Raw genomic sequence first — 25,073 nt, forward strand, 5'->3', positions numbered from 1 at the left:
CCGGCACACCGCTGGGGCCCGGCACGACGGGCTAGGCGGCCCGCCGGGCGTGCGCCGCCTCGACGGCCTCGCGGAAGGCGCGCACGACGTAGGCCGGCACCGGCATGCCCCGCCCGCGTGCCCACAGGAGGTCGCGCTCCACGCGGGCGATCGACTCGGTGAAGGCGTCGACGTCGCGGTCGATCCCGAGGGTGATCATCACCTCGCCGAAGTCCGCGCGCTGGGCGTCGTCGTTGACCCCGACCGGGCCGTAGCTCAGCGAGCGCAGGCGCCGCACCAGCCAGCGCTGCCACCCGGCCAGCTCGGTGGCCAGTCCCTGCGCGGACATCTTGTAGAACGCGTAGTGGCCGGGCTCCTGGCGCCGGATCGGCGCGATGACGGTGTCGGCGACCGCGTGCTCGCCCAGCTCGCGCACGCCGTCGTGCAGCAGGTTGTAGGCCAGGACCGCCGACCGCTCGGTGGACATGCCGGTCAGGTAGTAGAGCATCCGGCTCACGTCCTGCACCGCCTCGAGCCGGCCGAGCGCGCCCAGGACGCGCAGCTTCGCCGACACGTGGTCGCGCTCTGGCGTCGACGGAGGCCGGCCGATGCGCACCTGCAGCTCGTCGAGGATCTGCCCGTGCCGCACCTCTTGGGGCTGCCAGACGTCGGCGTAGAAGCGGCGGTCCACCTCCGGCGGGTCGGGCAGCAGGGTCAGCAGCTCGAGCACGTTGCGGTCGACCTCGAGCTCGACGCGCGCCATGTAGTCCAGGACGTGGCCGAAGCGCCGCGAGAGGCCGGCCGGGTCGCGGACGGTGAAGTCGACGCTCGCCAGGTCGATCGGCGGGTGCTGGTCGCCGAGGCGCTCGACGTGCTCGGCCAGCCGCTGCGCGGGCGTCGTACGACGGGCGGACGGGCGCGCGTACAGGCTCGCGGACGGGTCGTCGCTGGGAGGGCGGATGACGGTCACGGCGGTGTTCGGCACGGACGCCCGCACGGATGGTTCATGCGATGGGCTGTGCATGGGCCCTAGTCTCTCCTCGTGAGTGGAGTCGCGTGGGGCACGCGGAGCGCGCGGGGCATCGTGGCGGCCGCGACCCTCGGGTCCGGGCTCACCCTGCTGGACGGCACCGTCGTCAACGTCGCCCTGCGCTCGATGGGCGAGGACCTCGACGCCTCGCTGGAGCAGCTGCAGTGGATCACCAACGGCTACTTCCTCTCCCTCGCCTCGCTGATCCTGCTGGGCGGGGCGCTCGGCGACCGGCTCGGGCGCCGGCGGGTGTTCGTCATCGGCACGGTCTGGTTCGCGCTCGCCTCGCTGCTGTGCGGGATCGCCCCCACCGCGGAGGTGCTGATCATCGCGCGGGTGCTGCAGGGCGTCGGAGGCGCGCTGCTGACGCCGGGGAGCCTGGCGATGATCCAGGGTGCCTTCCGGGCCGAGGACCGCAGCCGCGCCATCGGCGCGTGGTCCGGCCTCGGCGGGATCGCCGCGGCCCTGGGCCCCCTGGTCGGCGGGCTGCTCATCGACCACGCGTCGTGGCGCTGGATCTTCCTCATCAACCTCCCCCTCGCGGCCCTGACCGTCTGGCTCGCGCAGACGTGGGTGCCCGAGACGCGCGACCCCCGCGCGCAGGGACGCTTCGACGTCACGGGCGCGGCGCTGGCGTCGCTCTCGCTGGCCGGCGTCACCTGGGCGCTCACCGACGCCGGCGGTCCCATGACGTGGTGGGCGGCCGCGGTCGGCCTGCTCGCGGCGGTGGCGTTCGTGGTCGTGGAGCGCCGGGCGCGGGGACCGATGGTCCCGCTCGGGCTGTTCGGGGACCGCACCTTCAGCGCGGCCAACCTGATGACGCTGCTGGTCTACGCAGCGCTCGGCGCGATCCTGTTCTTCCTCGTGCTGCAGCTGCAGACCGTCGGGGGCTACAACGCCCTCGAGGCCGGCCTCGCGACCCTGCCGATCACCGCCTGCATGCTGCTGCTCGCCGCCCGCGGGGGCGCCCTCGCCGAGCGGATCGGCCCGCGGATCCCGATGACGTTCGGCCCGCTGGTGATGGCCGCCGGGACGCTCCTGCTCCTGTCCGTCGGCCCCGACGTGGTGTGGTGGCGCGACGTGGCCCCCGGCCTCACGGTGTTCGGCCTGGGCCTGGCCCTGATGGTCGCGCCGCTCACGGCCACGGTGCTGGCGGCGGCGCCCGACGAGGTGGCCGGCATCGCCAGCGGCATCAACAACGCCGTCGCGCGCGCCGGCTCCCTGCTCGCGGTCGCCGCGCTGCCGACGGCCGTCGGGCTCGCCGGTGACGACTACCGCGACGCGGCGCAGCTCGACCCGGCGTACGGCACGGCGATGGTGGCCTGCGCGGCGCTGCTCGCCATCGGCGGGGTGATCTCCTGGTTCGCGATCCCGCACCGGGTGCGACCGGTGCCCGCTTCGGAGACTGCCTAGGCTCGTCGCATGCGCGTACGACGCCGAGCCGGGCGGGCCGGGCGGGCCGGGGTGGCAGCTGCTGCCCTGACCCTGCTGCTCGGCGCGTGCAGCGGGAACGGCGCCTCCGACGGGTCGGCCGGGTCGGCCGGGTCCGACGGGTCGGACCCTGGCTCGGCGTCGGGGTCGGCGTCTGCGTCGGGATCCCCGTCCCCGACGGGTGAGGCGACCGCGACCTCCTCGATGCCCGCGGTGCCCGTGGCCGACCCCGAGCACGCGGTCGACCCGCCGGGCGAGCGCGAGGGCCGGCTGTGGAGCGCCGACGTCCTGGTCCAGTGGGACAAGCCCCTCGACGACGCGCTCGTGAGGCGGATCAACCGGCTCCGGGGCGTGGCCCGCACCGAGCGCATCGGCCTCGGGCAGGTGAGCCTGGAGAACCGGGTGCTCACGGTGGCCGCAGTGGACCCTGGCGACTACCGTCACTTCACCCGCGCCGAGGTCGCCGACCTCCAGGAGGCGTGGGACCGCGTCGCCGGTGGCGAGATGGCGATCGACGAGTCGGTGGCCAAGCGCCTCGCGGATAGCGACGGGATGATCCGGCTGGGCACCGACGCCGACGCGCCCCGCCTGCACGTGGGCGCGTACACGCCGCAGATCCCCACCATCGACATGGTGGTCAACACCGCGTGGGCCGAGGACATCGAGATGGCCTCCGGCAACGGCCTGCTGATCTCCACCGACGGCGCCGCGCCGGCCACCATCCGCAAGCCCCTGCAGCGGCTCGTGGGCAAGGACGCGTCGGTGCAGATGCTCGACGTGGCGTCGCGCATCGGGCTCGACCCCGACGCCCGGCTGACGGCGGTCCCGACCGGCGACACCCTCGGCAGCCTGGTCGGCACCTACCGCTACCGCGTGCTCGGCGGCGGTCGGATCGCGCCGGAGGAGTCGTGGGTGGCGGCCAACATCCGCACCGAGGCGGTGCCGATCCTCGGCACCGTCACCTGCCACAAGGACCTGTTCCCGCAGCTGCGCGCGGCGCTGCTCGAGGTGCAGCAGCGCGGGCTCGCCGACGAGATCGACCCCGGCCAGTACGCCGGCTGCTTCTACCCCCGCTTCATCGCCGACACCACGACGCTCTCCAACCACGCCTTCGGCCTCGCCCTCGACCTCAACGTGTCGGGCAACCAGCGTGGCTCCGTCGGCGAGATCGACCGCGACGTGGTGGCGATCTTCAAGACCTGGGGCTTCGCGTGGGGCGGCGACTGGCGCTGGACCGACCCGATGCACTTCGAGCTGAGCGAGGTCCGGGCGGTCCGCTGAGGCGGTGCTTCGCACCCGAGTTGCGTACTTCGAGGTCGAGATCTCCGCCTGCAAGCCCGGTGGTCCCCGGATATCCGGTGACTCCAGCCACCCGCCAGCCACCCGCCAGCCGGACTCCAGCCACCCCCCGACCCCACCGCCTCACTACCCTCACCCCATGCGCGCAGTCCAGGTCGTCACGCCCACCGGTCCCGCCGACGTCGAGGTGCGCGAGGTCGACGCGCCCGTCCCCGGCCACGGCGACGTGCTCGTCGAGGTGCACAGCGTGGGGGTGGCGTTCCCCGACCTGCTGCTCAGCCGCGGGGAGTACCAGCTCAAGCCCGAGCCGCCCTTCACCCTCGGCGTCGACTTCGCCGGCGTGGTCCTCGACCCCGGCTCGCCGGAGTCGAGCGGCTTCACCGTCGGCCAGCGCGTGGCGGGCGTCAACCTCCACGGCGGCGCGGCCGAGCAGGTCGCCAACCCGGCGATCTTCACCTTCGCGCTGCCCGACGAGCTGTCGTACGACGAGGGCGCGGCGCTGCCGATGAACTACCTCACCGCCCTCTTCGCGCTCGAGGAGCGCGGGGGCCTGCGCAGTCGCGAGACGGTCCTCGTGCACGGCGCGGCGGGCGGTGTCGGGACCGCGACCCTGCAGGTGGCCAAGGGCCTCGGCGCGCGCACCATCGCCGTGGTCAGCACCGAGGAGAAGGCGGACTTCGCCCGGGCGGCCGGCGCCGACGAGACGATCGTCGGCCCCGACTTCAGGGACGCGGTCAAGGAGCTGACCGGCGGCAAGGGCGTCGACGTCGTGCTGGACGTGGTCGGCGGCGCCGCGTTCACCGACTCGCTGCGCTGCCTGGCCGAGCAGGGCCGCGTGCTCGTCGTCGGCTTCGCCGCCGGTCAGGGCATCCCCGAGGTCAAGGTCAACCGGCTGCTGCTGGGCAACACCGACGTCCGCGGCGTCGGCTGGGGTGCCTACGCGATGACCCGCCCCGGCTACATGCAGCGGCAGTGGCACCGCCTCGCGCCGATGATCGAGGCCGGCACGGTCCGGCCGCCGATCGGCGCGACGTACGAGCTCGCCGACTTCGGGCGGGCGCTCGTCGACATGGACGAGCGCCGCACCCTCGGCAAGTCGGTCGTGCGCGTGCGCTGAGCCCGGCCGGCCCAGGCGCCTGCCTACCGCTTGACCTTCACCACGTCCCTGCCGCTGCCGTAGCCGTCCTCGACGGCGACGAAGGACACCTTGCCCGCCCTGCGGGGCGTCACCCGCATGGTGCACCGGCCCCTGGCGTTCGTCGTGCACGAGTCCCCGCCGCCCGTCACCCTGGCACCCTTCACCGCGTCACCGGCGTCGGTCACCTTCACCCTGACCGATCCCGTCCGGCTCCGCCGGAGCCCGCCCGAGGCAGACAGCGAGAGGCCCGGCTCGACCGTCCGCAGCGAGACCCGCCGCGTGGTGACGTCGTTGACCAGCACGGTGCCCTGGTCCAACGAGGCGTCCACGGCGATCCGCCAGAGGTCCGCGCCCGAGCCGGGTCGGCCGAGGCTCTGCACCGCACCGAAGCCGAGGCCGCTGGGACCCGAGCGAGCGGCGCGGACCTCGTTGGACCCGTCCACCCACGCGAGCCAGAGGCGCCCGGTGCTTCCCGTGTCGAGCGCGACCTGGTCGACGTCGTCCGACCGGATCCTCCGGACGCCGCCACCGACCTGCCACACCGAGATGGCGTCGGCGGTGGGATAGCCGGTCTTGTAGGCGACGACGACGCCGCCACCGGGCCGGGCCACCGCCGCGACCGTCTGGTCGGGGTTGAGCGAGCTGCCGCCGGTCGTCGATCCCGGCGCCTTCAGCACCGGCCCGGGCGTGGGGTGGACCTGCTGGGCGAAGATCCCCTCGGACGCCTCGCTGGCACCGTCGACGTACGTCACCATCCACACGGTGTCGCCGCTGTTCACGAGCTGGGTGTGCCAGTAGTAGCCGCCCGCGCCGGCGCTCGCGACGCCGTCCGGCGCCGCGGCCGAGGCGGTGGCCGGGTCGGTCGTGTCGATCGTGCCGACGCGGTAGTGGGTCTCGCTGTTGAGCGACGCCGCGGTCACCGCGGTCCCGTCGGACAGCGTCGTGGCGCCGGTGCCGTAGCCGGAGTAGGCGTCGTCGAAGCGGGTCAGCGCGCGCGGCTGCAGGCTCCAGGCGGCCCCGGACGCGTCGCTCACCGTGTCGTAGGCGTGGCCCTGCGAGTAGAAGTTGGCGGTGTCGGTGTCCTGCAGGCCGCTGAACACCAGTCGCAGGCCCCCCGTCGGCGTCCGCAGCAGCTTGGGGTTGTGCACGAGCGTCGCCCAGGTGCCCACCGGCTTGCTGCGGGCGAGGACCGACCCGGAGGTGGCGATCGCGGCGTGCTCGAGCTCGTCGGCCGACCCCACGTCCTGCTGGTAGACCGCGTGCAGCACCCCGTCCGCGGTGCGCGCGAGGGTGATCTCGGAGAGCGTGTCGACCGCGCCCGAGGAGACGGTCCGCCAGCCGCCCGTCACCCTCGCATCGGGCGTACGACGGTCGGCTGCCGCGTCGGCGGCCCCGAGGGCGGGTGACAGGGCGGCGGGTGACAGGGCGGCGGCTGCGAGCCCGCCGGAGGCGAGCAGCGCGAGCGCGCGGGTGCGTGTGGACATGGGTTCCTCCCCCGATGAGTGGTGGTCCTGCGTCCACCCTCGCCGCGCCGCTCGGGCTTGCCACGGGTGCAGGCTCCCGGTCTGGACGGGACACTGCCCCGGGTGCGTGGGTGAAGGGGCTGGGCGGACGGGGTTAGGGTCGGGCGCGTGACGATCCTCGACGCCGCCCGCGAGGGCATGAACCCCGACATCCGCCCCCAGGACGACCTCTTCGGCCACGTCAACGGCCACTGGCTGGACGAGACCGAGATCCCGTCCGACAAGTCGAGCTGGGGCGCGTTCATCGCGCTCGCGGACGCTGCCGAGGAGCACGTGCGCGACATCATCACCGAGCTCGCCGACCGTCCCGCCGACGGGCTCGACGAGGACGAGCGCAAGATCGGCGACCTGTTCGCCTCCTTCATGGACACCGAGACCATCGCCGCCAAGGGCCTGGACCCCGTCCGCGGCCTGCTCGACCGGGCGCACCGCATCAGCGACCTCACCGACCTCGCGGCCTTCTTCGGCATGTTCGAGCGCATCGGCGGCGGCGGCCTGTTCGGGTCCTACATCACCCCCGACCGCGTCGACGCCTCGCGCAACATCGTCTACCTCGCCCAGGGCGGGCTCGGGCTGCCCGACGAGTCCTACTACCGCGACGACAAGTTCGCCGACATCCGCGCCAAGTACGTCGACTACCTGACGACGCTGCTCACCCTCAGCGAGCACCCCGACCCGTCGACCGCGGCGGGCGCCGTCCTGGCCTACGAGACCCGGCTGGCCGAGGGCCACTGGGAGGCCGCCGAGACGCGCGACGTGCAGAAGACCACCAACCACAAGAGCCTCGACGAGCTCCGCGAGCTGTGCCCCGCCTTCGACTGGGTCACCTACGTCACCGGCCTCGGCGGCACCGAGGAGACGCTGCGGACCTCGATCGTGATGCAGCCCGACTTCTTCTCCCACCTGTCCACGGTGCTCGAGGAGACCCCGATCGAGACGTGGCGCGACATCGTCCACGTCCGCGTTGTGCGCAGCTCCGCGGCCTACCTCCCCGACGAGTTCGTGCAGGCCAACTTCGACTTCTACGGCCGCACCCTCAACGGCACCCCGGAGCTGCGCGCCCGCTGGAAGCGCGGCGTCGACTTCGTGGAGGGCGCCATCGGCGAGGCCGTCGGCCGCGTCTACGTCGAGCGCCACTTCCCGCCCCGCTCGAAGCAGATGATGGACGAGCTCGTCGCCAACCTCGTCACCGCCTACCGCCGCTCCATCGAGGCGCTGGACTGGATGGGCGAGGACACCAAGCAGAAGGCGTACGACAAGCTCGACCGCTTCTACCCCAAGATCGGCTACCCGACGGAGTTCCGCGACTACTCCGCCCTCGTCATCAGCGCCGACGACCTGCTCGGCAACGTGGCGTCCGCGTCGGCGTTCGAGACCGACCGGCAGCTCGAGAAGGTCGGCCAGCCCGTCGACCGCGACGAGTGGCTGATGCTGCCTCAGACGGTCAACGCCTACTACCACCCGGGCACCAACGAGATCTGCTTCCCCGCCGCGATCCTGCAGCCGCCGTTCTTCAGCCCCGACGCCGAGGAGGCCGAGAACTACGGCGGCATCGGCGCGGTCATCGGCCACGAGATCGGCCACGGCTTCGACGACCAGGGCGCGCAGTACGACGGCGACGGCAACCTGCACGACTGGTGGACCGCCGACGACAAGTCGGCCTTCGAGGCCAAGTCGCAGGCGCTGATCGCGCAGTACGACGCCTTCGAGCCGCGCAACCTGCCCGGCGAGCACGTCAACGGCAGCCTCACCGTCGGCGAGAACATCGGCGACCTCGGCGGCCTGACCATCGCCCACAAGGCGTTCATGATCAGCCGGGGCGGCGAGGCCTCGGTCGAGGACCGCCGCACGCTGTTCCTCAACTGGGCCCACGTGTGGCGCACCAAGCGCCGCAAGGAGCAGGAGCTGCAGTACCTCACCATCGACCCCCACAGCCCGGCCGAGTTCCGCGCCAACATCGTGCGCAACCTCGACGAGTACCACGAGGTGTTCGAGACCCAGCCCGGCGACGGGCTGTGGCTGGAGCCGGAGGGGCGCGTCCGGATCTGGTGACGGAGGGCGGCGCCACCGCCCGTCGCGGCGCCGATTTCCGCCAACCGGCGCCACAGGCGGTTGAATGGGCGCCGTGACGCTGCCGGGGCACGACCAGTCCAGCTATCGGCTCCGCCTGGAGTGGGGACCGACGGGCGCGGAGGCGGTCCCGGCCGACTACGCCGTCGTGGTGGACGTGCTGTCGTTCACCACCACGCTCAACGTCGCGGTCGAGCGGGGCATCGAGGTGTTCCCGTTCCGGTGGCGTGACTCCCGCGCCGCCGAGCACGCCGTACGACACGGTGCCACGCTCGCGGTCGGCCGGTTCGAGGCGCTGTCGCGCGGCGACGCGCGCCACGTCTCGCTCTCCCCGGCCAGCCTGTCGGAGGTCGAGGGCGTCCAGCGCCTGGTCCTGCCCTCGCCCAACGGCTCAAGCATCGCCTTCGCCCTCGCGGCCTCCGGTGCGCAGGTCGTGGGCGCGTGCCTGCGCAACGCCGGCGCGGTGGCCCGGTGGCTGGCGCCCAAGGTGTCCGACGGCGCCAGCGTGGTCGTCGTACCCGCGGGCGAGCGGTGGTACGACGACACGCTCCGGCCCGCGGTCGAGGACCTGTGGGGAGCGGGTGCCGTCCTCGCGGCGCTCGACGCGGAGGCCGAGGCCGGCGCCAGCCCCGAGGCGCGGATGGCCATGGCGGCCTGGGAGGCCGCGCTGCTGCCGCTGGACCTGCTGCAGTGCGCGAGCGGACGGGAGCTCGCCGAGGCCGGCTTCGTGGCCGACGTCGAGATCGCTGCGCAGCACGACGCCAGCGAGGTCGTGCCCGTGCTGGTCGGCGAGTCGTTCCGCGACGCCACCGAGCTGGACCCGCCCACCCCGCGCCTGCGCCGGATCTAGCCTCAGACGGCGCCTTCCCGTCACAGAGGGCCGCACGTCGGGAGGGTGCCGACCGTCGGTGGCGAGCCCTAGTGTGACGGTGACCACACTCGGGTGGTCACCTGTCTCGGAGGTCCTCGATGAAGCGCACGTCCTCCCGGCTCGCGGTGCTCGGTGCCGCACTCGCCGGTCTGCTCACCCCGCTCCTGGCCACACCCGCCCAGGCGGCGGCCCCCGTCTACGTCGCCCTCGGCGACTCCTACGCCTCGGGCACCGGCACGCGGTCCTACATCGGCGACGGCACCACCTGCCAGCGCTCCACCCGCGCCTACCCGAGCCTGATCGCCGCGGCCCGCGGCTACGCGCTCAACTTCCGTGCCTGCTCGGGCGCTCGGATCGCGGACGTCACCGCGACCCAGCTCAGCGCGCTCACCCCGGCGACGACCTACGTCACGATCTCCGTCGGCGGCAACGACGCGGGCTTCGCCGACGTGCTGACCACCTGCGCGCTGCCCGGCTGGATGAGCAACTGCACCGGTGCCATCAACACCGCGCAGTCCTACATCAGCTCCACGCTCCCGACGCAGCTCGCCGGCCTCTACGCCGACATCCGCGGTCGGGCGCCCGCCGCCAAGGTCGTCGTGGTCGGCTACCCCCGCGTGTTCATGGGGGAGGACTGCAACGCCTTCACGTGGTTCTCGCCCACCGAGCAGGCGCGGCTCAACCAGACCGCCGACCTGCTCAACAGCAGGACGGCGGCGGCCGCGGCCGCCAGTGGCTTCTCCTTCGCCGACCCGACCGGCGCCTTCACCGGTCACGCGGTCTGCGACGACCCGGAATACCTCAACGGTCTCTCCAGCCCGGTCACGGAGAGCTACCACCCCAACACGCTCGGGCACTCCGCCGGCTACACGCCCGTGGTCAGCTCCGTCGTCGGCCCGGCGCTCGCCGTGACCGGCCGGGTGCGCGCGGCGTCCGACGCCTCCGCCGCCGACCAGGCCGCCCTCCAGCGCCAGTACGCCGCCGCGGACCGTCGCATCGAGCCCGAGCGCTTCGTCCGTCCCGACCTCACCACCCCGGAGGCCCGTCGGGCCGCGCGCCGGGCCGGCATCGACCTCGACCGGTTCCTCGCTCGCAGCAGGGGTCGCTGACCCCGGCGGCACCCGCCTGTGGATGCGGCCCGCACGTCGTCGGTGCCGGTTGGTAGACAGGGGGCATGACCACCGCCCCTGCCGTCACCGACGACGTACGCCGCACCGCCCGCGAGGACGCCGAGCGCCACCTGCGCGCCCTGGTGGGCCGTGACGACGCGGTGCTCCGCGAGGACCAGTGGGACGCCATCGAGGCCCTCGCCGTCGACCGCCGTCGCGCGCTGGTCGTGCAGCGCACCGGCTGGGGCAAGTCGGCGGTCTACTTCGTGGCCACCAAGCTGCTGCGCCAGGGCGGGGCCGGCCCGACGGTCATCGTGAGCCCACTTCTGGCGCTGATGCGCAACCAGATCGCCGCCGCCGAGCGGGCCGGCATCCGGGCGGTCACCATCAACTCGACCAACATCGACCAGTGGCAGCCGATCAACGACCAGATCAACGCCGGCGACGTCGACGTCCTGCTCGTCAGCCCGGAGCGGCTCAACAATCCCGGCTTCCGCGACGAGGTGCTGCCGCGCCTCGCCGCCACCTGCGGCCTGCTGGTGGTCGACGAGGCCCACTGCATCTCCGACTGGGGCCACGACTTCCGCCCCGACTATCGCCGCTTGCGCACGCTCCTGGCCGAGCTGCCGTCGGGCATCCCGGTGCTCGCCACGACCGCGACCGCCAACGCCCGCGTCACCGACGACGTCGCCGAGCAGCTCGGGGTGCACGCCGACGGCGTGGGTGACTCCGACGCCAGCGTGCTGGTCCAGCGCGGCACCCTCGACCGCGAGTCGCTGCGCCTCGGCGTCGTACGCCTCTCGGCGCCGCAGCAGCGCCTCGCCTGGCTCGCCGACCACCTCGCGGAGCAGCCCGGCTCCGGCATCGTCTACTGCCTCACCGTCGCCGCGACGCAGGAGGTCGCGGGCTACCTCCGCGACCGTGGCCTCGAGGTCGCGGCCTACTCCGGCCAGACCGAGGCCGACGAGCGGCACGCCCTCGAGCAGGCGCTGGTCGAGGGCCGGGTCAAGGCGCTCGTCGCGACCAGCGCCCTGGGCATGGGCTTCGACGCCAGCCTCGGCTTCGTGGTCAACCTCGGCGCACCGGCGTCGCCGGTGGCCTACTACCAGCAGGTCGGCCGAGCCGGTCGCGGCACCGACGAGGCGACCGTCGTCCTGCTGCCGCAGGTGGAGGACCGCGACATCTGGGCCTACTTCGCCTCCCTCGGCTTCCCCCGCGAGGAGCAGGTGCGCGAGACGCTGGCCGCCCTCGCCGAGTCCGACCGCCCGCTGTCGACGGCCACCATCGAGACCCGCGTCGAGCTCGGCCGCAACCGGCTCGAGTCGATGCTCAAGGTGCTCGACGTCGACGGGGCCGTGCAGCGCGTGCAGGGCGGCTGGGTGGCGACCGGCAGGCCCTGGGCCTACGACGCCGAGCGCTACGCCCGGGTGGCCGAGGCCCGGGAGCGGGAGCAGCAGGCGATGCTCGGCTACCTCTCGACCACCGAGTGCCGCATGCGCTACCTCCGCGAGCAGCTCGACGACCCCGACGCCGCCGACTGCGGGCGGTGCGACAACTGCGGGGGCCTGTCCCTCTCGACCGAGGTCAGCGAGGCGGCCGTCGCCGAGGCGGACGCTCGCCTCGCGCGGCCCGGCGTCGTCGTCGAGCCGCGGCGCATGTGGCCGACCGCCCTCGCCAACCTCGGCCTCGACCTCAAGGGCAAGATCGCCGCGGGTGCCGAGCCCGGCAGGGCCGTCGCCCGGCTGACCGACCTCGGCCACGGCCAGGCCCTCCGGGCGCTCTTCCGCGAGGACACCCCCGACGGGCCCGTGCCGCCGGGCCTCGCGCAGGCCGTCATGGACGTGATGAAGGACTGGTCGCCCGAGTGGCGCTCGCGCCCCGACGCGATCGTCGTCGTCGAGTCCGCGACCCGCCCCACGCTCACCCGCGACCTCGCCGACGGCCTCGCCCGCGTCATGCAGATCCCGGTCGTCGGCACGTGGGCGATCCGCGACGGCTCCGTCCCACCGAGGGCCGGCCAGTCCAACTCCGCCCAGCGCGTGGCAGCCGTGCGCCGTCGCGGCGGCCTCGACGCCCAGGTGCCGCCGGGCGCCACCGTGCTGCTCGTCGACGACCAGGTCGCCAGCGGGTGGACGCTGACGGTCGCCGCTGCCGCGATCCGCGACGCCGGCGCCGCCGCCGTGCTGCCGCTCGTCCTGGCGACGCAGGGCTGACCGTCGGGCGCTGGTCGGCTCCGCGGCGTGCGGGAGGGTCGTCGCTCCGGACTTCCGCCTGCTGCGTCATGCGAAGGAGCGGCGGCCGGGCAGCAGCGGGGCAGGAGCGGCACGACCCCGACCCCCACGTACGACGACGGCCCGCCCCCCGGAAGGAGGACGGGCCGGTCGCACGACGGGTGGCGCGGGGTGGTGCCGGTGGCTCAGTGACCCATCATCGCGGTCGGGTCGACGGGCGCGACCTTCTTGCGGGGCAGGAAGGCGGCCGGGATGAGGCAGCACGCGACCAGGACCGTGGCGACGATGAAGACCGTCGCGAACGCGTCGGCCATGTCGGTCGGCACCTGGGCGAGCACGGCGTCGAGCTGGCCGGGGGTGAGCCCGAACTGCTCCAGCACCGCGGCGACCGCGGTCTGGTCCTCACCCGCCTCACGCACCGCGCCGGCGACGGCGACGGACTCCTTGCCCTTGAGCTCGTTGGTGAGGATCACCGAGAAGAGCGCGGTGCCCATCGAGGCGGCGACCTGCTGGGTGATGTTGAGCAGCGTCGAGCCGCGGGCCACGTTGTGCGCGGTCAGCGTCGCGAGCGCGGCGGTCATGATCGGCATCATCGTGCCGCCCATGCCGAGGCCCATGATGAAGAGGGCGCCGAGGATGAAGGTGTAGGACGTGTCGGCGCTGATCTGGGTGAACATCGCCATGCCGATGGTGATCACGGTGATGCCGGTCATCACGATCTTCCCGGGGCCGATCTTGTCGGCCAGGATGCCGGCGATCGGCATGGTGATCATCGCGCCGATGCCCTGCGGGGCGAGCAGCAGACCGGCGCCGAGGGCGTCCTCGCCGCGGACCTGGATGAAGTAGAGCGGGAAGAGCAGCGAGGCGCCGAAGAAGGCGATCGCGAACAGCATCATCGCCAGCACCGCGACCGTCATGTTGCGGTTCTTGAACAGGCGCAGCTCGACGAGCGGGTGGATGTTGCGGCGGTTGAGCGCCCACGGGACGAACGCGGCGATGAGCAGGATGCCGAGGACCATCGGGACGAGCACCCGGGCGGCCATGGCGGTGCCCTCCTCCGGGATGGAGCTGATGCCGTAGAGGAAGGCGGCGAGGCCCGGGGACAGCAGCAGCATGCCCAGCCAGTCGAACGTCTCGGACGGCTCGACGGAGTCCTTGGGCAGGACGATCCAGGCGTAGACGATCGCGGCGATGCCGATCGGAAGGTTGATGAGGAAGATCCAGTGCCACGAGGCGCTGTCGATCAGGGCGCCGCCGAGGATGGGACCGAAGATCGGGCCGAGCAGCATCGGGATGCCGAGGACGGCCATCACGCGACCGACCCGCTCGGGACCGGCGGCGCGGGTCAGGATCGTCATGCCGAGCGGCATCAGCATGCCGCCGCCGAGGCCCTGGAGGACGCGGTAGAGGACGAGCAGCTCGAGCGAGGTGGCCGTCGCGCACAGCACGGAGCCGGCGGTGAAGAGCAGCACGGCCAGCAGGTAGAGGCGCTTGGTGCCGAAGCGGTCGGCGGCCCAGCCGGTCAGCGGAATGACGCTGGCGAGGGCCAGGGTGTAGCCGGTCATCGTCCATGCGACCTCGGCCGCCGTGGCGTCGAACTCGCGCTGGAAGGTCTCCAGCGCGACCGAGACGACGGTGATGTCGAGGATCGACATGATGGCGCCGAGGACGACGACGCCGGCCACCATCAGCACGCTCTTGTCGAGCTTGTCGGAGCTGTCGGGCTGGATCCCGCCGGACTGGATCTGGGTGTCTGTCACGGGGACAACGGTATTGGTTGCGTGCGACAACGACGCAATTGTTTTCGCGGTGGCCTGCATCACCCCTGGGTGGGCGTGGCGGGGGTCCTGTCGAGGTCCTCGATGCGGGCGAGGCTGGGTCCGCGGCGCTCCTGGAGGTCGTCGGCGCGGTCCTCGACCTCGCGCATCACCCGCAGCGTGTTGCGGCACGTCAGCCGGGCCAGGTCGCCCTCCGACCAGCCGCGGTCGGCGAGCCCGGACAGCAGCGCGGGGTAGGTGGAGACGTCCTCCAGGCCGACCGGTAGCTCCTCGCACCCGTCGTAGTCGCCGCCGAGGCCGACGTGGTCGATGCCGGCCACCTCGCGCACGTGCTCGCAGTGCGCCACGACGTCGGCGAGCGTGGCCGTCGGCCGCGGGTGCTCGAGGGCCCACCCCTCCTCGAAGGCGGTGAACCGGGTGCCGTCGGACTCCGGGATCCCCTCGGCCGCCGCCGCCGCGACGAGCTCCCGGTGGGCGTCCGCGCAGGCGGCGTTCACGAACCGCGGCACGAAGGTCACCATGCACACGCCGCCGCCGCGGGCCATCGCCTCGAGCACGTCGTCGGGGACGTTGCGCGGGCTGTCGGTGACCGCACGCGCCGAGCTGTGGCTGAACACGACCGGCGCCTCCGCCACCTCCAGCGCCGCGCGCATCGTGTCGGCCGAGACGTGGGAGAGGTCGACCATGATCCCGATCCGGTTCATCTCCCGCACGACCTCGCGGCCGAAGGCGGTCAGGCCCCCGGCGACCGGGGCGTCGGTGGCCGAGTCGGCCCACGGCGTGTTGGCGTTGTGGGTGAGCGTCAGGTAGCGCACGCCGAGCGTGTGCAGCGCCCGCAGGGTGCCGAGCGAGGAGGCGATCGAGTGCCCGCCCTCGACGCCGACCAGGGAGGCGATCCGGTCCGTCGCCCACGCCTGCTCGACCTCGTCGGCGGTCGTCGCCCACGCGAGCTGGTCGGCGTACGTGCTGGTGAGGAGGCGGGCGGCGTCGACCTGCTCGAGCGTGGCGCTGACGGCCGCGTCGCCGGTGAGCCGGCAGGGGACGTACGCCGACCAGAACTGCGCGCCGACGCCACCGGCGCGCATCCGCGGGAGGTCGGTGTGGGTGGGGGTGCCGCCGGCGCCGACGTCGAGGCGGGTGAAGTCGTACGCCGTCGCCTCGCGCGCCGCCCAGAGGAGGTCGTTGTGCCCGTCGATGACCGGGTGGGCGGCCAGCAGGCCCGAGACGTCCATGGGCCGACCGTAGCGGGAACTCCCTGTCGGTCCGGGGCGTTAGCCTGCTGACCGTCCTGCGAGAGGTGCCTGCATGAGGAACACCGGATGAGTGTCGTCCCGGTCACCGGCCCCGCCAGGCTGCTGGTGGGCGAGCCGCCCCGCGAGGGGTCGGTCGAGTTCACCGACGACCGCCGCACGATCGTCATGCCGATCCGCGGTGCGCTGCCGGTGCTGGGCAAGGTCCGCGACCGGGCCGACATCCACCCCTCGGTCGCGCTGCTGGCCGGCGCCGCGCTGATGGGCCTGCAGCTCGTCGCGTCCGGCCGCTTCGCACCGGACCCGGAGGGCCGGCACTGGCAGGTCGCCGGGCTCGACACCGCCGACGAGCGCCGCATCGGCGAGCTCGCCCGGGCCCGGGCCTCCGACGGCTTCGACGAGGCGACCGCCGAGGGCATGGTGCGCGGGCTCCTCGACGCCGTGGTCGACACGATGCCCCGCACGACTCCCGGCCGGTCGCGGCACCGGGCCCCGGCCGCGACCGTGCGCACCCCGCCGCCGTCGAGCCCCGACGACTTCAGCGACCGGCTCCAGCAGCGCATCGCCCGCATCCGGGCGCGCGGCCGCGACGACCGACCCCACCTCGTCTCGATCTCCTTCCGCATCGAGGCCGACGAGGAGGAGCTGGTCGCCGGCGCCGTGCGGCTGGTGATGCAGGTGCACGCGGTCGACAACGCCGCCCACGTCGCCGACGCCTCCGAGCTGTGGGCCGACGCCGGCCCCGACGCCGCCCACGGGTTCGGCGAGCGGGCCCGCACCCACGCCGCGATCGCGCTGCGCTCGGCGGCCGACGCGTGGTCGGTGCTCGACCGGCTGCTCGACCTCCGCATCCCCGACGAGATCACCCTCGACTCCGACGAGATCCTCTCCCTCCTCGACGGCGGCGCCGCTGCGCTGACCGAGGCGGGCCACCCGGTGATGTGGCCGAAGTACCTCGACCGCGAGGTGACCCAGCGCGTCGAGCTCGGGCACCAGAAGGCCGCCGGCCGACGCGAGGAGCCGCTGCAGGACGGGCTCTTCGGACCGCAGGCCCTCTTCGGGTTCGAGTGGCAGCTCTCCCTCCACGGCGAGGAGCTCACCGCCGACGAGATGGACGAGCTGGCGCGCACGACCAGCCCGATCATCAAGCTCCGCGACAACTGGGTCGCGGTCGACTCGGCGGTCATCAAGCGCGCCCGCAAGCGGCTGATCCGCACGGTGACGCCCGTGCAGGCCCTCGCCGCCACCCTCACCGGCGTCGTCGACATCGAGGACGCTCCCTACGAGGCCGTGGTCGGCGCGAGCCTGCTCAAGGTCCGCGACCGGGTCCGGGAGGCGGTGACCGGCGACCTCGTGGCCGTCCCGGCCGCGCTGGACGCCGAGCTCCGCGACTACCAGCGCCGTGGGCTGTCCTGGCTGGCGGAGCTCACCTCGCTCGGGCTCGGTGCCTGCCTGGCCGACGACATGGGGCTCGGCAAGACGATCACCCTCATCGCGCTGCACCTCCACCGGGCGGGGGAGGGCGGTGGCGCCCCGACGCTCGTGGTCTGCCCGGCGTCGCTGCTCGGCAACTGGGAGGCCGAGATCCGCCGCTTCGCGCCCGGGGTCGCCGTACGCCGCCACCACGGCAGCGCGCGCGACCTCGACGGCGTCAGCGGCGGTTTCGTCCTGACGACGTACGGCACGATGCGCAACGACGCCGAGCTGCTGGCGGAGGTGCCGTGGGACCTCGTCGTCGCCGACGAGGCACAGCACGTCAAGAACTCGCGGTCCGCCGCCGCCCGCGCGCTGCGCACCATCCCGAGCACCGCGCGGGTCGCCCTGACCGGCACGCCGGTCGAGAACGACCTCACCGAGCTGTGGTCGATCCTCGACTGGGCGATCCCGGGGCTGCTGGGCAGCCGCAACGCCTTCCGCAAGGTGTGGGCGGGGCCGATCGAGTCGGGCCTCGAGCCCACCAAGGCGCGCCAGTTCGCCGACCTCATCGGTCCCTTCCTGCTGCGGCGGCGCAAGTCCGACCCCGGCGTCGCCCCCGAGCTGCCGCCCAAGACCGAGACCGACCACCTGCTCGGGCTCACCCGCGAGCAGGTCGTCCTCTACGAGACGCTCGTGCGCGAGTCGATGCGCCGCATCGAGGAGGCCGACGAGGAAACCCGCCGCGGCCTCGTGCTCAAGCTGCTGACCGGCCTCAAGCAGATCTGCAACCACCCGGCCCACTTCCTGCGCCAGCCCAACCCCAAGATGCGCGGCCGCTCGGAGAAGATCGAGCTCCTGGACGAGCTGGTCGGCACCGTGATCGCCGAGGACGGGGCCGTGCTCGTCTTCACCCAGTACGTCGCGATGGCCCGGTTGCTCGAGCGCCACCTCGCCGCGGCCGGCGTGCCCCACCAGCTGCTCCACGGCGGCACGCCGGTGCGCGAGCGCGACGCGATGGTGGCAAGGTTCCAGGCCGGGGGCACGCCGGTCTTCCTGCTGTCGCTGAAGGCGGGCGGCACGGGCCTCAACCTCACCCGCGCCGACCACGTCATCCACCTCGACCGCTGGTGGAACCCGGCCGTCGAGGACCAGGCCACCGACCGGGCCTACCGCATCGGGCAGACCAAGCCGGTGCAGGTGCACCGCTTCATCACGCAGGGCACCATCGAGGAGAAGATCGCCGAGCTGCTGGCACGCAAGCGCTCGCTGGCCGACTCGGTGCTGGCCGGTGGCGAGACCGCGCTCACGGAGCTGTCCGACGCCGAGCTGCGCGAGCTCGTGGAGCTGCGCCGGTGACCACCCCGGCCAGCGGCACGACCTACCCCCGGCTGGCCGCGCGCCGCGGCGCCGGGGCCGGCACCTGGTGGAGCAAGGCGGTGCTGCGTGCCGTCGAGGAGGCGGCCTTCAGCGCCCAGGACCTGCGGAAGGGGCGCGCGCTGGCTCGCGCCGGCTCGGTCGGCTCCATCACCGTCGCCGAGGGCGGGGCGGTCGCCGCGGTCACCGACGGCCAGGACGCGTGGACCGTCGAGGTGACCGTCCCGGTGCTCGACGAGTCCGACGCGGCGGCGTTCACCGAGCTGGTGGCGGCGGAGTCCGGCCGCATCGGGGCCCTGATGACCGGCCAGCTGCCGCACTCCATGGTCGAGGCGGTGGAGGAGGCGGGGGTCGAGCTGCTGCCCTACGGCGGCGAGCTGGGTTCGGCGTGCACCTGCGACGCCTGGCTGGACCCGTGCCCCCACGCGCTCGCGGTGCTGACGCAGCTGGCCTGGCTCATCCAGGCGGATCCGTTCGTGCTGACCCACCTGCGCGGGCTCTCACGTGAGCGGGTGCTGCGCGACCTGCACCGGATCACGACGCCACACGTGGCCGTGGGCGACGACGGCGGTCCGGGCGGCGCGGACGCGACGGAGCCCGCCGGAGGGCCGGACCAGCTCGACGACCTCGTCGTGGCCGAGGACGCGGCGGTGCGGGCCGCTCGGCTGCTCCAGCTGGAGCACCCGTTCGACGCCTGGTGACGCGGGTCGCGGCTCAGCGGGGGCGTACGGCGCGGGGTGGCGGCGGATCGCACGCTGGAGGGGCCCCGCGGTGCGATGTGCCGCCACCACGGGGGGTCGTCCGGCAACAAACGAGCCCCGCGGCGTCAGCGCGGCTCGGCCGGCGCGACGGGCAGCCGGGCGCCGAGCTCCTCGTCGAGGCGGAGCAGGCCCGGGCCGTCCTCGTTGATCATCTTGACCCGGCCGACGATCTCGCTGACCGTCGCCTCCTCCTCGATCTGCTCCTCGAGGAACCAGTTGAGCAGCGGGCGGGAGTCGAGGTCGCCCTCGGCCTCGGCTTGGCGGTAGAGGCTGCGGATCGACTCCGAGACCTTCTGCTCGTGGGCGAACGCCGCCTCGAAGGCGTCGAGCACGCTCCCCACCTCGGCGACCGGGGCCTGGACGGCACCGATGCGCGGGTGGTTGTCGCGGTCGGAGACGTGGTCGATGAACTTGTGCGCGTGCAGGATCTCCTCGTCGGCCTGCGCCCGGAACCACCGTGCGATGCCGGACAGGTCCATCAGCTCGAGTTCGATCGCGAGTTGGCGGTAGACCAGCGACGCCTGGAACTCCAGCGTGATCTGGGCGTTGAAGGCGTGCTCGAGGTTCTCACTGAGCTTCATGACCTCACCCTATCGGGCGTGCTGGGCCCCACTTCCCGCCGCGCGGGACGCCCGGACGGGATGCCGGGAGGGACCGGCTCAGCCGAGCCCGAGCGCGCCGTGGGCCATGTCGCGCAGCACGTCGTGCATCTGCGGGTCGGGTAGCCGGCCGCTGTGCGGCGTGGAGTTGAGCAGCCCGAACAGCACGTGGGCCCGGGTGCGCGAGGCCTCGGGGCTGAGGTCGCCGTCGAAGCGGCGTACCTCGGTGGCCCACACGTCGACGTAGGCCCGCTGCAGCGCGCGCACGCGCTCGCGCGCCTCGTCGGGCAGGCTGCTCCAGTCGCGGTTGTGGACGACGATGAGGGCGCGGTGGTCGAGCGCGAACTCGATGTGCCACTCGACGAGCGCGGCGAGCGCCTCGCGAGCCCCGTCGGCCTTGGCCACCCGCGCCCGCCCCTCGGCGAGCAGCGTCTCGCTGATGCGGACCAGCATCTCGGCGAGCATCGCGTCCTTGGACTCGAAGTGCTTGTAGAGCGCGGGCCCCGAGATCCCGCAGGCGGAGCCCAGCTCGGCGACCGAGACGCCGTGGAACCCGCGCGCGGCGAAGAGCTCGGCCGCGATGTCGAGGATCTGCTGGCGACGAGGGGTCACGGAGGCGAGGTTAGTGGCTGCTAACCAGGAGGGGCGACGGACGCCGCCGGGGTGGACGCGTGAGGTTAACGATCGCTAACCTGACCGGGTGTCCGAGCCCCTGAGCGCCACCCCGGCCCCTCCACCGGTCCCCGCCACGATGCGTGAGCTCGTCGACGACCTGCGCGCGCGGCTCGCGCGGGTCCGCCTCGGCGGCTCGGAGAGCGCCCGCCGCAAGCACACCGACCGCGGCAAGCTGCTGGCTCGCGACCGGGTCGACCGGCTGCTCGACCCCGGCAGCCCGTTCCTCGAGCTGGCGCCGCTGGCGGCGTACGGCATGTACGGCGCCGGAGCGGGCGGCGAGGCCGAGGACCACGCCGTCCCGTCCGCCGGCGTGGTCGCCGGGATCGGCCGCGTGTCCGGCCGCGAGTGCGTCGTGGTCGCCAACGACGCCACCGTCAAGGGCGGCACCTACTACCCGATGACGGTCAAGAAGCACCTGCGCGCCCAGACCGTCGCCGCGGAGAACCACCTGCCCTGCATCTACCTCGTCGACTCCGGCGGAGCCTTCCTGCCCATGCAGGACGAGGTGTTCCCCGACCGCGAGCACTTCGGCCGGATCTTCTTCAACCAGGCGAACCTGTCCGCGCAGGGGATCCCCCAGATCGCCAGCGTCATGGGCTCGTGCACGGCCGGCGGCGCCTACGTGCCGGCGATGTCGGACGAGACGGTCATCGTGCGCAACCAGGGCACGATCTTCCTCGGCGGCCCGCCGCTGGTGAAGGCTGCCACCGGCGAGGTCGTGACGGCCGAGGACCTCGGCGGCGGCGACGTGCACGCCCGGACGTCCGGGGTGGTCGACCACCTCGCCGAGGACGACGCCCACGCGCTCGCCATCGTCCGCTCGATCGTCGACACCCTGCCCGCCGTCCGCCCGGCCCGCGAGCCGGCCGCCGACGTCGAGGAGCCGCACGAGCCGCCGGAGTCGCTCTACGACGTCGTGCCGACCGACACCCGCACGCCGTACGACGTGCGCGAGGTCGTGCGGCGCGTGGTCGACGGCAGCCGGTTCCACGAGTTCAAGAAGCTCTACGGAGACACGCTGGTGTGCGGCTTCGCCCGGATCCACGGCTACGAGGTCGGCATCGTCGCCAACAACGGCATCCTGTTCAGCGAGTCGGCCCTCAAGGGCGCGCACTTCATCGAGCTGTGCAACCAGCGCGGGATCCCGCTGGTCTTCCTCCAGAACATCACCGGCTTCATGGTCGGGCGCGAGTACGAGAACAAGGGCATCGCCCGCGACGGCGCCAAGCTCGTCACCGCGGTCGCCTGCAGCGTCGTCCCGAAGTTCACCGTCGTCATCGGCGGCTCCTTCGGCGCCGGCAACTACGGCATGTGCGGGCGCGCCTACGACCCGCGCTTCCTGTGGATGTGGCCCAACGCGCGCATCTCGGTGATGGGCGGCGAGCAGGCCGCGTCGGTGCTGGCGACCGTGCGCAACGACACCCGCGGCGACCTCGAGGACGAGGCGGCCGTCGAGGCCTTCAAGGCCCCGATCCGCGAGCAGTACGAGACCCAGGGCTCGCCCTACTACGCCAGCGCGCGGCTGTGGGACGACGGGATCATCGACCCCGCCGACACCCGCCGGGTGCTGGGCATGGCGCTGGCGGCGACGTCGTACGTGCCCATCCCCGAGCCCCGCTACGGCATCTTCCGGATGTGAGGACCATGAACACCGTCCTGATCGCCAACCGTGGCGAGATCGCGCTGCGGGTCATGCGCACCGCGCGCCGCCTCGGGTGGCGCACCGTCGCCATCCACACCGACCTCGACGCCGGCGCTCCGCACGTGCGGGCCGCCGACCTCGCGGTGCGGGTGGGGTCCTACCTCGACGTCGACGCGGTCGTCGCCGCGGCGCGGGACAGCGGCGCCAGCTACGTCCACCCCGGCTACGGCTTCCTCTCCGAGCGGGCGCCGTTCGCCCGCGCGCTCGCCGAGGCCGGCATCACGCTGGTCGGCCCGTCCGCCGACGTGATGGACGCGATGGGCCGCAAGGACGCCGCCCGCGAGGTCGCGACCGCGGCCGGGGTGCCGGTCGTGCCGTCGTACGCGCTCGAGGACGACCCCGCGACGTTCACCTACCCCGTCCTGGTCAAGGCCGCGGCCGGCGGTGGCGGCAAGGGCATGAGGATCGTGCGGTCGGCGGCCGACTACGACGAGGCGTTCGCCGCCGCGCAGCGCGAGGCCCGCTCGTCCTTCGGCGACGACACCATCCTGGTGGAGACCTACGTCGAGTCCGGGCGCCACATCGAGGTGCAGGTGATGGGCGACGGCCACGGACACGTCCTGCACTTCTTCGAGCGCGACTGCTCGACCCAGCGGCGCCACCAGAAGGTGCTGGAGGAGGCGCCCGCACCGACCATCAGCGACGAGCAGCGGGCCGCCATCACGTCCTCGGCCGTCGCGCTCGCCGCGCAGTGCGGCTACACCGGCGCCGGCACGGTCGAGTTCCTGCTCGACGACGCGACCGGCGAGTTCTACTTCCTCGAGATGAACACCCGGCTCCAGGTCGAGCACCCGGTCACCGAGGAGGTCGTCCGGGTGGCGGGCGAGCGGGTGGACCTCGTCGAGCTACAGCTGCTCGTGGCGACCGGCGAGCCGCTGCCCTTCGGGCAGGACGAGATCAGCCTCGACGGCCACGCCATCGAGGCCCGCGTCTACGCCGAGGACTCCTTCCACGGCTTCCTGCCGCAGGCCGGGCGCACGTCGATCGTGCGGTGGGCGTCCGGCGAGGGCGTCCGCGTCGACCACGCCCTCGAGCCCGAGCAGGAGGTCAGCACCTCCTACGACCCGATGCTCGGCAAGGTGATCGCCTGGGGCGCCGACCGCGAGGCCGCCCGCTCCACCCTCGTCGCCGCCCTCGAGGACACCGCCGTCCTCGGCATCACCACCAACACCGGCTTCCTGCGCACGCTCGCCGCCTCCGACGAGTTCCGCGACGCCTCGATCGACACCGCCTGGCTCGACCGGCACGAGGTCCCAGCGCCCGACGACGAGCTCGCCGTGGTGTTCGCGGCCTTCACCGAGGTGCTGCTCGACACGATGGGGCAGCATGGGCCGTGGCAGGCCGACGGCTGGCGGATGGGAGCCGACCCCGCACCCGACACGGTCGTCCTGGGCGACGAGCCGGTGCTGGTCGACCGGCACCGCGACCGGGTGACGCGCGCCGGTCGCGAGCACGACGTACGCCTGATGTCGGCGGCCGACCACACCGTCCACCTGCTCGTCGACGGCCGCGCCGAGCGCGCCGTGCTCAACGTGCAGCGCGACGTCGTCGAGGTCGTGCACCGGGGCCAGCGCTGGGTGTGGGAGCGGCTCGACCCGTTCGGCGACCACGCCGCCGCGGCCGGGGACGGCACCCTGCTCGCGCCCATGCCCGGCACCGTCCTCGCGGTGGGCGTCGCCGAGGGCCAGGCCGTGGCGGAGGGTGAGACGCTGGGGGTGATGGAGGCGATGAAGATGGAGCTCGCGCTCAAGGCGCCCTTCGCCGGCACCGTGACCACGGTCGGCGCCTCCGTCGGCGACCTCGTGAAGCTCGGCGCCGTCCTCTTCACGGTCGAGGCGGACGCATGAGCGACCTCCCCATGACCGTGCGCGCCGACGGGCTCCCCGAGCGGGTCACGATCTACGAGGTCGGCCCCCGCGACGGCCTGCAGAACGAGCAGTCGGTCGTCCCGGTCGAGGTCAAGGCCGAGTTCGTACGACGCCTCGTCGCCGCGGGGCTGCCGATCGTCGAGGCCACCTCGTTCGTCCACCCGCGGTGGGTGCCGCAGCTCGCCGACGCCGCCGAGCTGATGGCCGACCTCGGCAAGGAGGGCCGGCACCTCCCGGTCCTCGTGCCCAACGAGCGCGGCCTCGACCGGGCCCTCGAGCTCGGGTTGGAGCACATCGCGATCTTCGGCAGCGCCACGGAGACCTTCGCGTCCAAGAACCTCAACCGCACCTTCGACGAGCAGTTCGCGATGTTCGAGCCGACGGTCGCGCGCGCCCGCGAGGCCGGGATGGACGTCCGGGCCTACGTCTCGATGTGCTTCGGCGACCCCTGGGAGGGCGCGGTGCCGATCGAGCAGGTCGTCACGGCCGGGACGCGGCTGCTCGACCTCGGCGCGAGCCAGCTCAGCCTCGGTGACACGATCGGCGTCGCGACCGCCGGGCACGTGCGGGCCCTCGTGGCCGCCTTCGCCGACGCTGGCGTCGGCACCGACCGGTTGGCGATGCACTTCCACGACACCTACGGCCAGGCGCTCGCCAACACGTTCTCGGCGCTGCAGGCCGGCATCACGACCTTCGACGCCAGCGCGGGCGGGCTCGGCGGCTGCCCCTACGCCAAGTCGGCCACCGGCAACCTCGCGACCGAGGACCTGGTATGGATGCTCACCGGGCTGGGGATCGAGCACGGGGTCGACCTCGACGCCGTCGTCGCCACCAGCGTGTGGATGGCCGGCCGCCTGGGTCGCCCCAGCCCCAGCGCCGTCGTACGAGCCCTCGGGTCCGCGGGGTAGTCCGGTGGCGAACGGTTGCCCGAGGCGCCAGTCGACGACCGGTTCCCACTGGACGACCCCG

The 25,073-nt window shown here is 73.3% G+C and carries 18 protein-coding genes; 12 read left to right on the forward strand and 6 right to left on the reverse strand.

Annotated features, from left to right (window positions below):
- Nucleotides 1–31: 31 nt before the first annotated feature.
- Complete coding sequence (locus HN031_RS07690; RefSeq protein WP_367650689.1) at nt 32–964, reverse strand: GTP-binding protein LepA; 933 nt, start codon at nt 962–964, stop codon at nt 32–34.
- 57 nt (nt 965–1,021) lie between these two features.
- Here HN031_RS07690 and HN031_RS07695 point away from each other — a divergent pair, with 57 nt between their 5' ends.
- From HN031_RS07695 to HN031_RS07705, 3 genes are all read left to right on the forward strand, one after another.
- Nucleotides 1,022–2,422 carry an MFS transporter gene (locus HN031_RS07695; protein WP_172268494.1) on the forward strand — a complete coding sequence of 467 codons (1,401 nt, stop codon included), beginning with the start codon at nt 1,022–1,024 and terminating at the stop codon, nt 2,420–2,422.
- 9 nt (nt 2,423–2,431) lie between these two features.
- Nucleotides 2,432–3,721, forward strand: coding sequence for a M15 family metallopeptidase (locus HN031_RS07700; RefSeq protein ID WP_172268497.1), 1,290 nt, complete (start codon nt 2,432–2,434; stop codon nt 3,719–3,721).
- A gap of 157 nt (nt 3,722–3,878) precedes the next feature.
- On the forward strand, nt 3,879–4,856 hold the full coding sequence (locus tag HN031_RS07705) for an NADPH:quinone oxidoreductase family protein (protein ID WP_172268500.1): 978 nt from the start codon (nt 3,879–3,881) through the stop codon (nt 4,854–4,856).
- A 23-nt stretch (nt 4,857–4,879) separates the two neighbouring features.
- Here the strand turns inward: HN031_RS07705 and HN031_RS07710 are convergent, their stop codons facing one another.
- On the reverse strand, nt 4,880–6,361 hold the full coding sequence (locus tag HN031_RS07710; protein WP_172268503.1) for a hypothetical protein: 1,482 nt from the start codon (nt 6,359–6,361) through the stop codon (nt 4,880–4,882).
- A 147-nt stretch (nt 6,362–6,508) separates the two neighbouring features.
- On the opposite strand from HN031_RS07710, the gene HN031_RS07715 reads away from it, so the two are divergent.
- From HN031_RS07715 to HN031_RS07730, 4 genes are all read left to right on the forward strand, one after another.
- Nucleotides 6,509–8,452, forward strand: a complete 1,944-nt coding sequence (locus tag HN031_RS07715; protein ID WP_367650690.1) for a M13 family metallopeptidase — start codon at nt 6,509–6,511, stop codon at nt 8,450–8,452.
- Between the two features lie 73 nt (nt 8,453–8,525).
- Nucleotides 8,526–9,320 carry a 2-phosphosulfolactate phosphatase gene (locus HN031_RS07720; RefSeq protein ID WP_322423736.1) on the forward strand — a complete coding sequence of 265 codons (795 nt, stop codon included), beginning with the start codon at nt 8,526–8,528 and terminating at the stop codon, nt 9,318–9,320.
- 119 nt (nt 9,321–9,439) lie between these two features.
- Nucleotides 9,440–10,450, forward strand: a complete 1,011-nt coding sequence (locus HN031_RS07725; protein ID WP_172268509.1) for an SGNH/GDSL hydrolase family protein — start codon at nt 9,440–9,442, stop codon at nt 10,448–10,450.
- 65 nt (nt 10,451–10,515) lie between these two features.
- Nucleotides 10,516–12,663, forward strand: a complete 2,148-nt coding sequence (locus tag HN031_RS07730) for an ATP-dependent DNA helicase RecQ (protein WP_172268512.1) — start codon at nt 10,516–10,518, stop codon at nt 12,661–12,663.
- A 203-nt stretch (nt 12,664–12,866) separates the two neighbouring features.
- On the opposite strand, the gene HN031_RS07735 is transcribed toward HN031_RS07730, so the two are convergent.
- Both HN031_RS07735 and HN031_RS07740 read right to left on the reverse strand, forming a co-directional pair.
- Nucleotides 12,867–14,441, reverse strand: coding sequence for a DHA2 family efflux MFS transporter permease subunit (locus HN031_RS07735; RefSeq protein ID WP_322423738.1), 1,575 nt, complete (start codon nt 14,439–14,441; stop codon nt 12,867–12,869).
- Nucleotides 14,442–14,500: 59 nt separating this feature from the next.
- Nucleotides 14,501–15,691 (reverse strand): dipeptidase, encoded by a 1,191-nt coding sequence (locus HN031_RS07740; protein ID WP_172268517.1) that lies wholly within the window; start codon nt 15,689–15,691, stop codon nt 14,501–14,503.
- A gap of 87 nt (nt 15,692–15,778) precedes the next feature.
- On the opposite strand from HN031_RS07740, the gene HN031_RS07745 reads away from it, so the two are divergent.
- Together HN031_RS07745 and HN031_RS07750 are read left to right on the forward strand one after the other, a co-directional pair.
- Nucleotides 15,779–18,481: a DEAD/DEAH box helicase gene (locus HN031_RS07745; protein ID WP_172268519.1), complete on the forward strand. Its 2,703-nt coding sequence runs from the start codon at nt 15,779–15,781 to the stop codon at nt 18,479–18,481.
- On the forward strand, nt 18,478–19,200 hold the full coding sequence (locus tag HN031_RS07750) for a hypothetical protein (RefSeq protein WP_172268521.1): 723 nt from the start codon (nt 18,478–18,480) through the stop codon (nt 19,198–19,200). Before HN031_RS07745 ends, HN031_RS07750 begins: the two co-directional genes overlap by 4 nt.
- Nucleotides 19,201–19,325: 125 nt before the next feature.
- Here the strand turns inward: HN031_RS07750 and HN031_RS07755 are convergent, their stop codons facing one another.
- Nucleotides 19,326–19,841: a ferritin gene (locus HN031_RS07755; protein WP_172268523.1), complete on the reverse strand. Its 516-nt coding sequence runs from the start codon at nt 19,839–19,841 to the stop codon at nt 19,326–19,328.
- A 78-nt stretch (nt 19,842–19,919) separates the two neighbouring features.
- Complete coding sequence (locus HN031_RS07760) at nt 19,920–20,471, reverse strand: TetR/AcrR family transcriptional regulator (protein ID WP_172268525.1); 552 nt, start codon at nt 20,469–20,471, stop codon at nt 19,920–19,922.
- Nucleotides 20,472–20,610: 139 nt separating this feature from the next.
- Between HN031_RS07760 and HN031_RS07765 the strand changes: the two genes are divergently transcribed.
- From HN031_RS07765 to HN031_RS07775, 3 genes are read left to right on the forward strand one after another with little or no spacing between them, the layout of a single operon-like run.
- Nucleotides 20,611–22,173, forward strand: coding sequence for a carboxyl transferase domain-containing protein (locus tag HN031_RS07765; protein WP_172271437.1), 1,563 nt, complete (start codon nt 20,611–20,613; stop codon nt 22,171–22,173).
- Between the two features lie 5 nt (nt 22,174–22,178).
- Nucleotides 22,179–24,083, forward strand: a complete 1,905-nt coding sequence (locus tag HN031_RS07770) for a biotin carboxylase N-terminal domain-containing protein (protein WP_172268527.1) — start codon at nt 22,179–22,181, stop codon at nt 24,081–24,083.
- On the forward strand, nt 24,080–25,012 hold the full coding sequence (locus tag HN031_RS07775; RefSeq protein ID WP_172268529.1) for a hydroxymethylglutaryl-CoA lyase: 933 nt from the start codon (nt 24,080–24,082) through the stop codon (nt 25,010–25,012). Before HN031_RS07770 ends, HN031_RS07775 begins: the two co-directional genes overlap by 4 nt.
- The last annotated feature ends 61 nt before the right edge of the window (nt 25,013–25,073 follow it).

Source organism: Nocardioides sp. zg-1308, from assembly GCF_013155375.1.
Lineage (GTDB): Bacteria > Actinomycetota > Actinomycetes > Propionibacteriales > Nocardioidaceae > Nocardioides > Nocardioides renjunii.